The 15,120-nt window shown below is 38.2% G+C and carries 13 protein-coding genes; 9 read left to right on the forward strand and 4 right to left on the reverse strand.

The window, feature by feature from the left end:
• Together IIC38_07305 and IIC38_07310 are read left to right on the forward strand one after the other, a co-directional pair.
• A partial coding sequence (locus tag IIC38_07305) for an FAD binding domain-containing protein (protein ID MCH8125751.1) occupies positions 1–1,253 on the forward strand: 1,253 nt, incomplete at its 5' end.
• Positions 1,250–3,559 carry a molybdopterin-dependent oxidoreductase gene (locus IIC38_07310; protein ID MCH8125752.1) on the forward strand — a complete coding sequence of 770 codons (2,310 nt, stop codon included), beginning with the start codon at positions 1,250–1,252 and terminating at the stop codon, positions 3,557–3,559. The genes IIC38_07305 and IIC38_07310, both read left to right, overlap by 4 nt.
• Here the strand turns inward: IIC38_07310 and IIC38_07315 are convergent.
• Positions 3,556–5,949, reverse strand: coding sequence for a spermidine synthase-like protein (locus IIC38_07315; protein ID MCH8125753.1), 2,394 nt, complete (start codon positions 5,947–5,949; stop codon positions 3,556–3,558). The genes IIC38_07310 and IIC38_07315 overlap by 4 nt on opposite strands.
• A 41-nt stretch (positions 5,950–5,990) precedes the next feature.
• The gene (locus IIC38_07320; GenBank protein ID MCH8125754.1) at positions 5,991–6,686 is read right to left on the reverse strand and encodes a protein-L-isoaspartate(D-aspartate) O-methyltransferase; all 696 of its coding nucleotides are present in this window, start codon (positions 6,684–6,686) and stop codon (positions 5,991–5,993) included.
• A 222-nt stretch (positions 6,687–6,908) separates the two neighbouring features.
• Here IIC38_07320 and IIC38_07325 point away from each other — a divergent pair, with 222 nt between their 5' ends.
• The 3 genes from IIC38_07325 to IIC38_07335 all read left to right on the forward strand — a co-directional run bounded on the left by IIC38_07325 (position 6,909) and on the right by IIC38_07335 (position 9,918).
• Complete coding sequence (locus tag IIC38_07325) at positions 6,909–8,108, forward strand: ATP-dependent 6-phosphofructokinase (protein MCH8125755.1); 1,200 nt, start codon at positions 6,909–6,911, stop codon at positions 8,106–8,108.
• Between the two features lie 14 nt (positions 8,109–8,122).
• Positions 8,123–9,025 (forward strand): DMT family transporter, encoded by a 903-nt coding sequence (locus IIC38_07330; protein MCH8125756.1) that lies wholly within the window; start codon positions 8,123–8,125, stop codon positions 9,023–9,025.
• Positions 9,026–9,372: 347 nt separating this feature from the next.
• Positions 9,373–9,918, forward strand: a complete 546-nt coding sequence (locus IIC38_07335; GenBank protein MCH8125757.1) for a hypothetical protein — start codon at positions 9,373–9,375, stop codon at positions 9,916–9,918.
• A 196-nt stretch (positions 9,919–10,114) separates the two neighbouring features.
• Here IIC38_07335 and IIC38_07340 read toward each other — a convergent pair whose 3' ends face one another.
• Positions 10,115–10,264 (reverse strand): response regulator, encoded by a 150-nt coding sequence (locus IIC38_07340; GenBank protein MCH8125758.1) that lies wholly within the window; start codon positions 10,262–10,264, stop codon positions 10,115–10,117.
• 246 nt (positions 10,265–10,510) lie between these two features.
• On the opposite strand from IIC38_07340, the gene IIC38_07345 reads away from it, so the two are divergent.
• The 4 genes from IIC38_07345 to IIC38_07360 all read left to right on the forward strand — a co-directional run bounded on the left by IIC38_07345 (position 10,511) and on the right by IIC38_07360 (position 13,781).
• Positions 10,511–10,999 (forward strand): isoprenylcysteine carboxylmethyltransferase family protein, encoded by a 489-nt coding sequence (locus IIC38_07345; GenBank protein ID MCH8125759.1) that lies wholly within the window; start codon positions 10,511–10,513, stop codon positions 10,997–10,999.
• Between the two features lie 139 nt (positions 11,000–11,138).
• On the forward strand, positions 11,139–11,909 hold the full coding sequence (locus tag IIC38_07350) for a carbon-nitrogen hydrolase family protein (protein ID MCH8125760.1): 771 nt from the start codon (positions 11,139–11,141) through the stop codon (positions 11,907–11,909).
• A 27-nt stretch (positions 11,910–11,936) separates the two neighbouring features.
• Entirely contained in the window at positions 11,937–12,464 is a 528-nt protein-coding gene (gene bstA, locus IIC38_07355; protein MCH8125761.1) for a bacillithiol transferase BstA, read from the forward strand.
• Between the two features lie 93 nt (positions 12,465–12,557).
• The gene (locus IIC38_07360) at positions 12,558–13,781 is read left to right on the forward strand and encodes an adenosine deaminase family protein (protein MCH8125762.1); all 1,224 of its coding nucleotides are present in this window, start codon (positions 12,558–12,560) and stop codon (positions 13,779–13,781) included.
• Positions 13,782–13,813: 32 nt separating this feature from the next.
• Here IIC38_07360 and IIC38_07365 read toward each other — a convergent pair whose 3' ends face one another.
• On the reverse strand, positions 13,814–15,112 hold the full coding sequence (locus IIC38_07365) for a GAF domain-containing sensor histidine kinase (GenBank protein ID MCH8125763.1): 1,299 nt from the start codon (positions 15,110–15,112) through the stop codon (positions 13,814–13,816).
• Positions 15,113–15,120 lie beyond the last annotated feature (8 nt).

The raw sequence follows: 15,120 nt of genomic DNA on the forward strand, positions 1-15,120 counted from the left end.
ACGGTGACCAGGTTAATTACCTGCCTGTTACCTCTTGGCTTATGCCTGTAGTCGAATTGCAGGGGAAACACCTGGTTACTATCGAAGGATTGAATCAAAAAGCGCTCTCCCCTATTCAACAGGTGGTTATTGATGAAGGAGCGACCCAGTGTGGATTTTGCACTCCAGGTATCGTGGTATCGATAACCGGCCTGTTATTAGATGAGACAAAACTTGTGGACGAAGAAGGGATGAAATATGCACTGAGTGGCAATTTGTGCCGTTGTACCGGCTACCGCTCACTCAAAAACGGAGCAACATCTTTATCTACTTTGCTGCAGCAAAATCAAACCCCGAAAAGCAGGATCGAGGCTCTTATTGATTTCAATATTATTCCCGATTATTTTCAGAAAATTCCGGCAAAATTGCAAAAGTTAGCGAAACAAGTTCAAAGAAATAGAAAATCTCAAGTTGAATATTGGATCGCCGGCGGGACCGATCTCTATGTTCAAGTTGGCGAGGATGTTCCGGATGCTGAAGTCATAGCGCTAAATCTCAATACCAACATGAAAGGTATTAACAGAAAAAATGGCAATTTACACATAGGCGGTTTGACCACTTTTGAGCAATTTGCCGATTCATCCGAAATTCAGAAAATAATTCCAAATATCAAAGAATTTATGTTTTTGAATGCTTCCTGGCAGATTCGAAATCGCGCTACTTTGAGTGGGAACATCATCAATGCTTCACCTATTGGCGACATGACAAGTCTGCTTTTAGCAATGGACGTCTCTTTAGTTTTAGAGAATGGTTCTAAATCTCGAATAATCCTATTGAAAGAATTCTTCAAGGATTACAAAATAATAAATAAAACCAGTGATGAAATCCTGACAGGAATTATTCTCCCTGTTCCCCCGCCATCCAGCAAAATAAATTTTGAAAAAGTTTCAAAACGCAAAACCCTGGATATTGCCAGTGTCAACAGTTCTATCCAATTACATTGTAAAAATGGATTTATCGAGTATGCTAGCGTTTCCATGGGCGGCGTTTCTCCTGTGCCATTATTTTTGCAAGAGACGTCCAATTTCCTGACAGCTATGCCAGTTACGGTAGACACGATTCTGAGTGCAATTGATATCGTGCAAGACGAAATCTCACCCATTAGCGATATTCGCGGTTCTGCAGACTACAAAAGATTATTAGCGAGGCAGTTAATGATTGCTCATTTCACGACACTTTTCCCGGAAAATGTAACTGTCAAGGAATTTTTATGAAACATATTGATGCAGAAAACCATGTACGTGGGACTTCACAATACATAGATGATATTCCACAACCCGCCGATCTCCTTTTTGCAGCGGTATTTTCCTCGCCAGTGGCTCATGGCATCATAAAAAAACTAGATGTAAAAAATGCGCTAAAAATGAAGGGTGTCGAAGCTGTATTCACCGCCAAGGATATTCCCGGTGAAAATCAAATCGGACCGATCATTCAAGACGAAGAATTGTTGGTGGAAAAAACGGTCCATTTCCAAGGTGAGCCCATTGCCATTGTTGTGGCAAAATCACAAGCTTTAGCGAGAAAAGCCGTTAAAGCAATTGTTGCAGAAATATCTGAACTTCCGGCCATTACCGATCCTCGCGATGCGTTTGCCAAGGGTGAACTCATCGCTCCCCCGCGCACTTTTTCCATGGGTAATGTTGATGAAACCTGGGACAAATGTGATCTTGTTGTTGCAGGCAAATGTGAAATGGGTGGGCAGGAACATGTATACCTGGAAACCCAAAGAGCACGAGCCATACCATTAGAAGAAAATGGCATTCGAATTTATTCTTCAACCCAAAGTCCGTATGCAGTGCAGCGAATTACCGGCAATGTGTTGGGTCTTCCCTATCATAAAATAGAAGTTGAAGTAAAACGGCTTGGCGGCGGATTTGGTGGCAAAGAAGACCAGGCAACTCAATGGTCATGCATGGTTGCGTTGGCAGCATTTCATCTGCAAAAACCAGTTGAAATTGTACTCAATAGAATGGAAGATGTTAAAATGACCGGCAAGCGGCATCCTTATTCTTCTGATTTTAAGATAGGTCTATCCAAAGAGGGTAAAATTCTTGCATATGAAGCAAAGCACTATCAGAATTCCGGTGCAGCAGCCGATTTGTCGACTCCTGTTTTGGAACGAACTTTATTTCACAGTACTAATGCATATTTCATTCCCAATGTCCGGGTATTTGCTGCTTGCTGTAGAACCAACCTGCCACCGAACACAGCCTTTCGAGGGTTTGGCGGACCACAAGGGATGTTCGTGCTTGAAGCTGCAATCGCTAAGGCAGCGGAAAAATCTGGGCTACCAAGAGAAGAAATACAAGCTAAAAACCTGTTGCAAGATGGCGATTCTTTTTATTATGGCCAGGTAGCAGAAAACTCCCTTGCCCGAAAAACCTGGCAAGAAGCAGTTAACACTTTTGATTTTTTAAAGATCAAAAAACAGGTGGACAATTTTAATCAAGATCATTTTGATGTAAAAAAAGGTGTTGCAATAATGCCGGTGTGCTTCGGCATTTCATTTACCGCAACATTTATGAACCAGGGCAGTTCTTTGGTGCATGTTTACACGGATGGTAGTGTCAGCGTATCCACGGGTGGTATAGAAATGGGACAGGGGCTTAACACGAATATGGTAAAAATTGCTGCCAGAACGTTTGGTATCTACGAAAATCGCATCAAAATTGAACCAACAAATACTACCAGGATTGCGAATATGTCGCCAAGTGCCGCAAGTGCTACGACTGATATAAATGGCAACGCCACGATTTTGGCAGTCAATCAAATCATGGATGGTCTAAAAGCAATTGCTGTCAAAGAACTTGGCGAAAATGATGAAGAGAAAATTTCTGTTAAAGATGAAACCATTCTTTATGGCGGCAAGAAAACATCATTAACTTGGTCCAAACTCGTGCAAGCTGCTTATTTGTCTCGGACAAAACTCTCTGCCCATGCCTTTTACGCAACCCCCAATATTCATTTTGATCGAGACAAAGAAAAAGGCCGACCGTTTGCTTATCACGTTTTCGGTACAGCAATAACCGAAGTTACGGTAGACTGTTTACGGGGAAGGTATGATATCGACTCCGTTAAAATCGTACATGATTTAGGCCGGCCTGTAAACGAATTAACCGACCGCGGTCAGATAGAAGGCGGCCTGGCCCAGGGACTCGGTTGGATGACTATAGAGGATTTACAATTTGACCAGGACGGCAAACTGCTGTCAAACGCGCTTTCTACTTATAAAGCACCTGATGTTTATTTTATGCCTGACGATCTTCAAGTTAGACTTTTGGAGAATGTTGATAATAAACCCGGACCTTATGGCTCAAAAGCAGTAGGAGAACCCCCACTCATGTATGGGATAGGTGTATTTTATGCGATTCGCTACGCCATGAGAGCCTATAGGCCAGATTTGGAATTTGAGTTTCATGCGCCCCTAACACCCGAAAGAGTACTGATGGAATTGTATAAGGACAAGATAACAAACTGGATTAAAAAATCTAAAGCTATGGATAAAAAAGAGACCTCTTAATTCCCTGCAAATAATCTGCGGCTCATAATTGCGAGAACCGGAAAACAGTACGCCCCCGCCGCCAGGATCATCACCCAAATAAATCCAATTTCGATTGCGATCAATATAGCCAGCACTGTACTCACGACCGAAACTGAACTATTGATTCCCCAAGCCCACGGCACTCCCTTTCTGTCGTTTTTAGCAACCAGTTGTAAACCTAAAGGGAATGGGAAACCCATCAAGAAAGCCAATGGTGCAATAAACAGAAATCCAACCAAGAGTTTGACGTTAAACTTCAGAGTGATTGTACTTAATAAAACAGGCGTGAGAAGCACTGCATACAATACTAAAATCATGATCACAAATCCAAAAATGATTAATAGTACTTTCCTGGTTAATTTTAGCTTCGAAGATACATAACTCCCAATTCCGGAACAGGTCAACATAGCAGAAATCACTATTGCAGCCGAATAGATTGCATTATCGAAATAGAGCAGAAATTTTTGAATTAATACAATTTCAACAAAAATATAACCCAATCCAATCCCACCGAAATAAAGAAAGATGGGAATCTTGCTTCCTTGCTTCAGGCTGATTTTAAAAAGCGGCAGAATGATTAGAAAAAGCGCAAAAACAGTTATTTGAATAAACGTTACAATAATTATCAAATAACCAAGCTCGAAAAAAGGAATTGATTGAAATCCGAATATTTTTCCAATTTTTGGAAGACTTTGTAACTTTATGAACTGTGAAAAATAAGGTCTTTGGTCTGTAGCTGGTTTTATATTAAAATCATAATTAGCATAGAATTCCTTTCTATTCGATGAAAATAATTCATCAATATAGCGAAAAAACTGGTCGTCTTGTAGAGTATTGAATTGTGCGCGTTCTTCCGGTCGAATATTCGGAAGCAAAACCGGATCGAATGACATTTCCTGACAAAAATCTCTTGTATGTTTGATCTCTGCAACATTTATCTCTGATTTCTTAATGACAAAAGTAATTGTTGACCAGCTTCTTACGGCAACAATGTGGTTTATTGATTTTTCAATACCAAAATCTTCCAAAACTTCAATAATTGTCGACAAAATCTTCAAAGGATTGAGAATTGGATAATCCATATAACATGAGACACTTATCACTCCGGATGGAGTGAGTTTATTCCACATTTCAGAAAATGCCTCTTTTGTTAGAAGGTATTGTTCCTGAACTGCAAATATTCCAGAGGTTCCTCCAAAAGCGCCAATCATGGGCAAAATGATTAAATCGAATTCTGATAGATCGCTAAGCAAAAAAGTCCGTGGGGAGACATTATGTATGGATAATGACGGGTGGTAGAATAAAGAATCCATTTCAAAGGCAAGTTCGTTTCTTAGCAATGAAATCATTTCCGGATTGGCTTCCACTGCAGCGATATGTTTTGGGCCATGAATTACAGAATGAAAAACATCGATTCCGGCACCACTTTGCAAAACCAGAATTCTGTTTCTTGGTTTCAAAACAAAGGGAAGTTCTTTGGTAGAATACGCCATCATAGAAGTTGTGTCTGTCCTTTGCGTTGAGATTATAGCACCGTACCAATTACCATTGTTGAATACTGCTTTAGAACTTGGCACATCGTTTAGATAATTTAAGCTTAAACCAGGTGCATATCGCAGCGCTGGTGATGAAACAACCTGCAACTGGCCAAACGGACTGTTTCTCTCCAAATCAACTTTTGCATAAGGGAGGTTTAGAGATTTGCTAATGCTTTTGAACTGGGAAGGTTCTATCTTTGGTGTATAAACCAGGCTTATGTAAAGAATTATAATGGAGAACAAAACTAACCCATTCCAAAAAAAACTCCTGAACCTGGGGATAACAATTATACTGGCAACAACTGCCAGAACCGCTATAATTGCCGGGAGTTCATTAGGCTCAAAAAACCATAAAAGAACCAGTGCAGCTATTCCACCTAAGCCAGATCCAACCATGTTTACAAAATATATTTTTCCGATACTTTCAACATATTTTATGAAAATTAAACCAATGGCCAATGCGCCCAAAAAAAATGGCAGAAAAATCAACAAGTAGGTAAACAGAAGTCGAAAGATATGGGAGGAATCTGCAAACAACAAGTAAGTGTCGAATCGAAAAATAGACATTTGCGAAATACCTATAACCATCGCCATTGTAATACCGCAGCCTGCCATTAAAATAGCTAAAGACTTTTCAATCCTCTGTAGAAACCAATCCTTGGAAATTGATAAAAGTGTTCCAGCCGCACCGAATCCCAATAATGCGACTGAGATAACCATATAAGCAAAGTGATACCACTGAGCGATCGAAAGAACCTGCATGAGAGTTAATTGGAAAGCGATAATTGCAGCAGAAAGAAAACCGAGTGCGACAAGGATTCGATTTCGCATGTAACTATTCGAGTGAGAGTGACAAAGGAATACTAATTTCGTTATTTGTTTTTGCTTCGGCGAAACGGGACAAACCGAACCGGAAAGAGGCTTTTTGTGGTAACTTTATCGCCATTTTTCTCAACCAGCATAAGCATTTGTGTCATAAATGGCGATCCGACGGGAATGATTATCCTGCCGCCATCTTTTAACTGCTTAATTAATGGAGGTGGAATAAATTCTGCAGCAGCCGTAACAACAATTGCATCAAATGGGGCGTGTTCACTCCAACCAAAATATCCATCGGCTATCTTAACCTGAACGTTTTTGTAATCCAAACTTGCTAGGCGTTTTGAAGCCTTTTGTCCCAATTCCGGAATAATTTCAATGGTGTAGACTGAATCGATAATTTCAGCTAATACTGCCGATTGATATCCAGAACCACAACCAATTTCCAGCACCTTAGATTTTGGTGTGGGATTGACCATTTGCGTCATATATGCGACAATATAAGGTTGGGAAATCGTTTGTCCATAACCAATTGGCAAGGGTCCATCCTCATAAGCGTTTTCGATAAATCTATTTGGTACAAACAAGTGTCTCTTAACCGAACGCATCGCTTTTAGTGTTGCAGAATCAACGATTCCCCTTTTTTCAATTTGATCCTTTACCATTCTTTCCCTTTTAACAAGGAACGATTCTTGGTTATTTACCAATGCTGGAAACAAGAAAAAGTAGAGTAGAATAAATTTAAACATATCAAAATCTAAAGTCTTTGAAATGAAAAATATTTTATGTGAATTAAACTACTGAACTTAAGATACTAAATCAAATTGGAATTTCGATTCTATATTTAATTCAATCAATTTTTTATGAGAAGATTTCTAATTCTTTCTTTCATTTAGAAACAAAGAAGTTTATATTAATTATAATGAATATGAATGATTTTACAAGAAATCAATAAAGGAGCAACATGGGTTATGTCAAAATATAAAGGTACTATCGGAATTTTAACGGGAGGTGGTGATGTGCCCGGTTTGAATCCAGCAATCCGTGCTGTCACTTTTCGCGCAATACGTGAGGGCTACAGGGTGTTAGGAATTCGAAGAGGATGGGCAGGATTGGTAGACTACATACCCGATAGAGATGCGGATAACAGCAATAACATACAAGTTCTTACAGAGGATATTGTCAATAGAGCTGGACGTACCGGAGGTACATTTCTACACACGTCACGTACCCGTCCCAGCCATCTGCCAAGAACAATCGTTCCTGAACATCTAAGAGATAAATACAAAGAAGAAATAAACGATATTACTCCCGAAATATTAAAAAATTTAGACTACCTGGAAATTGATTATCTAATACCTATCGGTGGGGATGACACCCTTAGCTATGGTGGACGGCTCCACGAAGAGGGTATTAAAGTTGTTGCGATCCCCAAAACAATGGATAATGATGTTCCGGGGACGGATTACTGTATCGGATTTAGCACATGTGTTACCAGGACAATTGAACTGACCCATAAACTTCGAACAACTGCCGGCTCGCATGAACGATTCCTGGTCCTTGAAGTATTTGGCCGTTATGCAGGCTATTCTGCCCTATTGCCAACATTGGCAGGCGCTGCAGACCGATGCGTAATTCCTGAATTCCCTATCCATATTGAACATCTGGCTGAACTGCTTAGCCGAGACAGGAAACTACATCCAAGTAATTATGCTGTGGTCCTGGTTTCGGAAGGTGCAAAGTTGATTGACGACACAGAGATGACGTTTGAACAAGATGAAGAAGACCAATATGGTCACCGAAAGTTAGGTGGATTTGGCGATAAAGTTGCAGAAAAATTAAAAAAGATTTCGCCAGAATTCAACAATGGAAAACGAGTGAACATAATAAACCAAAGACTCGGTTACTTGGTTCGATGCGGTGAACCTGATGCCATGGATTCAATTGTTCCGATGGCTTTCGGAAACTTAGCTTTGGATTTAATTTTGTCCAATACTTTCGGTCGTTTAATCTGTCTTCGAAATGGTGTTTATGACAGTGTGCCAATTAATGTAATCACAGGCCGAAAAAAAGTTGTTGACATAGAAAAATACTATAATTCCGAACGATTACGCCCAAAATACAAGACTTTTCTAAGGCAACCTTTGCTGATTATAACCAGCGATGTTTAGACAATCTCAATCATTTGATTAAAACCAATCAATTTCTATATCCGCTTGCAACAGGTTTCTTTTTCGCCGGAAGTTTTATTGCTGCCAAATTTGCTACATTAGAACTAGAGCCGCTAACAATAACGCTTTTGCGGTATGTCGTTGCATTACTATTTTTATCCATCCTGGCTTTTTACAACAAATCCTCTTCACTAAAGATCAAAAGAAGAGATTTGTTGGGTTTAATACTTCTCGGACTCTTTGGAATTGTCGGATATCACTATTTTTTCTTTTTAAGCTTGAAATACACAGGGGTGACAAATACGGCAATACTTAATGCTTCCAGTCCTATAATTACCGGGTTAATTGCAACTGTTTTTATCAGTGAAAGATTATCAAGAAAAAATCATTGGGGAATTTTCATAACTTTTGTCAGCGTGGTATTATTGCTGATAAAAGGAAATATCGAAAACCTGTTAGCTCTCACAATAAATGTTGGTGACGGCTTGATGCTACTCGCTGTCATCAACTGGGCAATCTATTCAATCATAATTAAAATAATGGTGAAAAGATATAGTAGTTTTACCTTAACATTTTACGCAACTTTGTTTGGAGTAGTAATTCTATTCTTCTTAGCAACCACAGAAAATTATTCCGCACAAATCAATTCAATTTCTCTTTCTTCCATTATCTCTATCCTCTACATGGGTGTATGCGCATCTGGTTTGGGCTATCTCTTTTATAACATGAGTATCAGTCAGATAGGCCCCACAAAAACTGCTAGCTTTACCTATAGCATTGTTCCAATTTTCGTTTCAATATTCGGATGGATTATTTTCCGGGAATCGATTACATGTATTATGATTATCACAATGTTGCTGATCATTTTAGGCCTGTGGCTAATGTTGGACAACAATAACAACCAGTTAAAAACTTAAGCCCCTGGCCATCAATACTTAACTAGCTAAACGATTTTTAATTATCACCTTTTCGTTGGTATTGTTTTGCTCAACATCACCTAGATATTGTTTTCACAATTCTAAAACTAAATTTCAAATTAAAAATAATTTTTCTATTTCAAACCAAAACTAAAACTTCTCCTGAAACATGATTCGATTTCATCTGTCCAATTGGTTTGTAAAGAGTATAAGTATAGTTTGCTTTGTTTTTCATCCTTCATGAACATATTTAACAAGACAATGTGTGAAATTTTGAATTTGAATCAAATAAACATCTATTTCGTAAACAACCATTATGAGTTATCATAATCAAAGGAGATTTTAAAATGCCTGATGAAAGTAAAAGGTTAGCTTTAGGGACAAGAAAAATTGCAGTGGGTGTTTCTTTAATTGTTCTTGGCGTTGTGTTTTTAGCTGGAGAATTATTAAATATTAATATCTGGCCGTTTGGATGGCCAATTTTCATTCTGTTGCCTGGTATGTTGATATTGGCTTTTTCTTTGGTAACCAAGGGGCAAACGGGTGAACCGTTAGCCATTTGTGGTAGCATTTTAACATTGTTAGGATTCCTTTTCCTTTACCAAAATACCACAAACCATTGGCAAAGCTGGGCTTATGCCTGGGCTTTGGTAGGCCCAACAGCCGTGGGTTTAGGCCAATTAATGTATGGCACAATAGCCGATCAGGATAAACTGGTAGAAACTGGAAGACGTTTGGCATTAACAGGCGGGATCATCTTTGTTGTTGGTTTGGTCTTTTTTGAACTCATCATTGGTATTAGCGGGTTTGCGCTTGGCAGTTTCGGTTGGGCTTTATTACTGATTGGATTAGGTTCACTGTTGATTTATCACGCCCTGAGGAAAAACAAGTAGCCCCAAACATTATTTATTCGTAGAAATCCAATAAACTACCATTAGCAGTTGCAAACTCAGCACTTTGAATCGGCTTTCCAAACGTCATGGAGGCCCCAAATAATCTGGCTGTTTTGAGATGCCTATGAGGTGTTATAAAACGGCTTCCAACGGAAATGGCAACAATCTTTAAATTTGGATAGTTACTGTGAAGTTCTCATATTAATTCTAAGCCTTCCTTTTCGGGTATGAGTAAATCTGTAATTAAAAGATCAGGTGTTCTTTTCTTAATGGTTCTGACAGCTTTATCACCACCCTGGACTGCATCAACTTGATAGCCTTCTCGATCTAACAGGTGATGAATCATTGACCAAACATGGATATCGTCATCAACTATTCAGTAAATCAAGGTCTAATATTTAAAGTTGGTAATTTTTATTGATGAACTTCAGCAAAATGACATCTTCGAATTAACCCTGATTTTAAGAGAAATCTTTATCAGTTAGTTCACTAAATTCAAAACTTGAATTTGGAATATTTCAATTACATATTGATACCTTAAATTGAATGACTAGGAACTCGTTCAAAACAAGTCAACTGCTGGAATAAAAAGATGGTAAACCAAAATAAGATTACTGATAATCAACCGGATCATGCACAAGTCATGATTCCACCTCCCGTTATTTATTTAGGGTTAATTCTTTTGGGATGGCTGATAAATAAGATTATACCATTGACAATTTCATCAACCATCTGGTTAAAATGGATAGGTGTACTCTTCATTCTAATTGCCACAATAATTATTGCATTAAGTCGGCGAGAATTCATCAAAGTAAATACATCCATTCGCCCAGATAAGTCCACAACAGCAATAATAAGCACCGGGCCTTATAAGATTAGCCGGAATCCATTGTACATATCTTTAACTTTATTTCATGTTGCTATAAGTATTGTATTGAACAATCTTTGGATTCTTTTTATGGTTATCCCGGCGATCATCATGATCGTTTTTGGAGTAATTACAAAAGAAGAAAAATATTTGGAGAATAAATTTGGTCAACAATACCTTGACTATAAATCGTCAGTTAGAAGATGGTTTTAAATGTTACATCTTAAATTCGTATTTACCATCAACTTAATTAAATATTAAACTAAGAAAACAGTCGATATCGCATAAGTATCTTAATCCTAATCGATTTGTAGGGCACATTTAACATTAACATGGTGAAAGTCAAATCAAAATGAAAGTTACAGTTTGTGAGTTGCATAATGATTCAGAGCTCTTAAGAAGAGACTGGAACCTCCTCACAGACCATGTGCAATCTGAAAAAAGCGAGATTGTTTTACTCCCGGAAATGCCCTTCTATTCCTGGATTGCATGGGAAAAAAAATTCGACCCTCAAATATGGCAAGCAGCAATTGACGCGCATAATGAATGGCATAAAAAACTGACTAACTTATCCCCTGCCCTTGTCATAGGCACTCGTCCTGTAAATAATAATGGAAAACGCTTGAATGAAGGGTTTATTTGGGATGCTGAAAATGGCTATCAATCGGTCCATCACAAATATTACTTACCGGATGAAAACTGTTTTTGGGAAGCATCCTGGTATGAACGTGGCAATTTGAATTTTAAGTCTTTTCAATCTAAAAAAGTCAAATTCGGAATGATGATTTGTACGGAGATGTGGTTCACCGAACATGCAAGAGCTTTTGCCAAAGATGGTGTTCATATTTTGGTCAGTCCCAGGGCAACCGATGTTTCTACAATCGATAAATGGCTGGCGGGTGGACGCGCTGCCGCCGTCATGTCCGGTGCATATTGTATTTCTTCAAATCGATGTGGAATTGATCATAATGGCATGCCCTGGGCCGGTAATGGCTGGATTATTGATCCTGACGGGAAAATATTAGCAACTACTTCAGAAAAAGAACCAAATATTACTTTGGACATCGAATTGGAAATTGCAGAAAATGCTAAAACCACATATCCCAGATATGTGCTGGAATAAAGAAATCAGGATTATTTTGGAGAAAATATGGAAAATCTTAGCTATCCAATAGGGCAATTCGAAATTGATAAAGATATTACAACAGAAAAGCGCGTTAAATGGATTGAAGAAATTGAGAAGGCGCCGACCCAGCTTAATAATGCGGTTGATGGATTAACTACAGAACAGATAGATACTCCTTATCGTCCTGGTGGATGGACTGTACGTCAGGTTGTGCACCACCTGCCGGACAGCCATTTGAATGCCTATCTGCGATTTAAATTAACAGTTACCGAAGATGAACCAACCATCCGGACATATGATCAAGACCAGTGGGCTGAAATTCTTGATGCAAAAACAGCGCCCATCGAGATGTCACTCAACTTGCTGGAATCCCTGCATAAGCGATGGGTATTTTTTTTAAAGTCATTAACAGAAGATGATTTTGCACTTAAATTCATTCATCCGGAAATAGGTAAACTCAATTTAAGTGACCTGCTGAGTCTTTACGCCTGGCATGGACGTCACCATATTGCTCATATTAATTCGCTTCGAGAAAGGATGGGATGGCAATAATCACATATGAGTGGTAATTCAAACAATCATAGTTTAGTTTTAAATTATCAAATTATTTGCCGGAAAAATGAACAGTCAATATAAAGGGTTTCAATGAACTCGAATGGTCAATTAGCAGAGTTAATTCAATTAATGCCTAAAACAGATATTCATCTTCACCTCGATGGTTCAATTCGCTTAAATACGTTAATTGAATTTGCTAAAAAGGATAAAATCAAACTGCCCAGCTATACAGTTGCAGGCATGAACAAACTTGTTTTTAAAGATAACTATAACAATTTGGAGGAATATTTAAAAACTTTTGGATATTCTTGCGCGGTAATGCAGAATCCCGAATTTTTAGAGCAAATTGCTTATGAACTTGCACAAGACAATCAAAACGAAGGCGTTCGATATATAGAGGTACGATTCGCACCTCAGCTTCATATCAATAAAAGCATGGATATGCAGAGGGTAATCTCCAGTGTAAACAATGGGCTTCTAAAAGCTCAAAATGAATATAACCAAAGACCCGGAGTTCGATCAGGAGATGAACCGCCTTTTTATTACGCAATTATTGTCAGTGCTCTGCGATCATTTGGATCGTACTCAGAATATTATGCCAATTTTCTAAATTCACTGTTATATATGGATATGAAAACCATAACCGGTTTATGTTCTCTGGAATTGGCTAAAGGAGCCGTAAAAATCAGAGATTCGCTTGGGATCCCGATAGTCGGTTTAGACCTTGCAGGTGCAGAAAAAGGCAATCCGGCAAAGGATCATCGGCGAGCCTTTCAATTCGCACATGAAAATTTCATGGCTAAAACCGTACACGCTGGAGAAGCATATGGGCCCACTTCCATTTTTCAAGCTATCACTGAATTACATGCAGACCGGATTGGTCATGGATTTTACTTTTTTGATACTTCAAAAATTGAAGATAAAAAGATCGTGGATAAAAAAAAATATATCGAAGAGATTAGTCAATATCTTGCCGATCGCCGAGTCACTATAGAGATATGTTTAACTAGCAATTTGCAAACCATTCCCGCATTAAAAAACATTAAGAGGCATACATTCAAAAAAATGTTAGACCATAATTTGAGTACATCGATTTGTACGGATAATCGGACTGTTAGCAAAACCACTGTTACCAAAGAATTAATATTGGCATGGGAACATTTTAACTTAACTCCCAAAACCTTGCGAAATATTATCATATATGGTTTTAAAAGAAGTTTTTTTCCGGGTAGTTATGGTAATAAACGCAAGTACGTTCGCCAGTGTATTGATTATTATGAAAAAATAGTAGCCAATACGCCATTGGCAATATAGTTGCGGAATTTTAGAAAATTGTGAAGTAATGTCTATGGAACCGGTAATCTAAAACGAAACACACTCCCCTGGTTCATTTCACTTTCTACATCAATTGACGATTTATGGGCTTCAAGAATTGCCTTGACTGTGGCTAATCCCAGCCCTAAACCTGCAGATTTGAATTCATAATTTCCTGACGAATGTTTTAATAAATCCCCAACTTCATAGAACTTTTCAAAAATGCAGGGAATTTGATTTTTTGGAATGCCGATGCCCTCATCCTTAACGGAAAATTCAACTTGCCCGCAGGTTCTTTTTGCAGTGAGAGTAATTGATTTTCCATCAGGTGAAAACCGAATAGCATTGGAAATGAGGTTCTTCAAAACAACCAATAACAAGGTTGAATCTGCATTCACTAGTTCTACTTTTTCATCCACAAAAATAGATAAATCTTGATTTCGTTGATCGGCAATTTGCTGAAATTGAAGTTTCGTTTTGTCCAAAAGTAACCTAACATTGATATTTTTCCGGTTCAACTTTAGTTTTTCTTCCGTAACTTGCGCAACATCTCTTATTTGAGAAATCAAACTATCCAATTTTTTAACACCGGTTATTAACGTATGAGAAATTTGGGTTTTATCCAACCCATCAAGTATATCCATCGTTAACATTTCCGATGCATTTTGAATTAAATTTAAGGGTGTTCTAAACTCATGGCTGATGATGGAAATGATTTCTTTTTTTCGCCAATCGATAATTGCCAATTGTTTTGATTTGGATTTAGCGTCTTCGTAAAGGTTTGCATTTTCAATGGCCATCGCAACCTGGTGAGAAAATTGTTCGACAAAATTCAAATCGGTTTTACAAAAGGATTGCTCCCCTTCTTTGTTTAAAGCTTGGATAGCGCCTATTATTTTTTTGCCACGAACCAACAAGGGTGTGCAAATTATACTTGTTGTACAAAAATTGCCTTCTTCGTCTATGTCTGAAAAAAAACGAGGATCTTTTTTAACATTTGCAATAAGGAGAGATTCTTGCTTATCAATAACCCAACCGACAAGGCCACTGTTGGACGGCATTTTTTTTCCTTCTAGGCGCACACTTTCTGCTCCCTTCAGCGCCCAAAAAGTTAATTCATCTGTAGAGTGTGTTAATAAAAATACCGTAACCGCTTCCGCATTGATTTCAGATTGTAGCTGTTCGATAGCTAAGCTTATCACTTCATGTGTATCCAGCGAGGAATTTAATAAAATTGGCAAAAGAGCCAAAAATTCCAAACGCTCTCTGCTTATTGATGCAATCTTCGGTAAATTGAATTTTACATCCAGGTCTTGATCTTCTAATTTCATAAACTGCC

The organism is candidate division KSB1 bacterium, from assembly GCA_022566355.1.
Classification (GTDB): Bacteria; Zhuqueibacterota; JdFR-76; order JdFR-76; family DREG01; genus JADFJB01.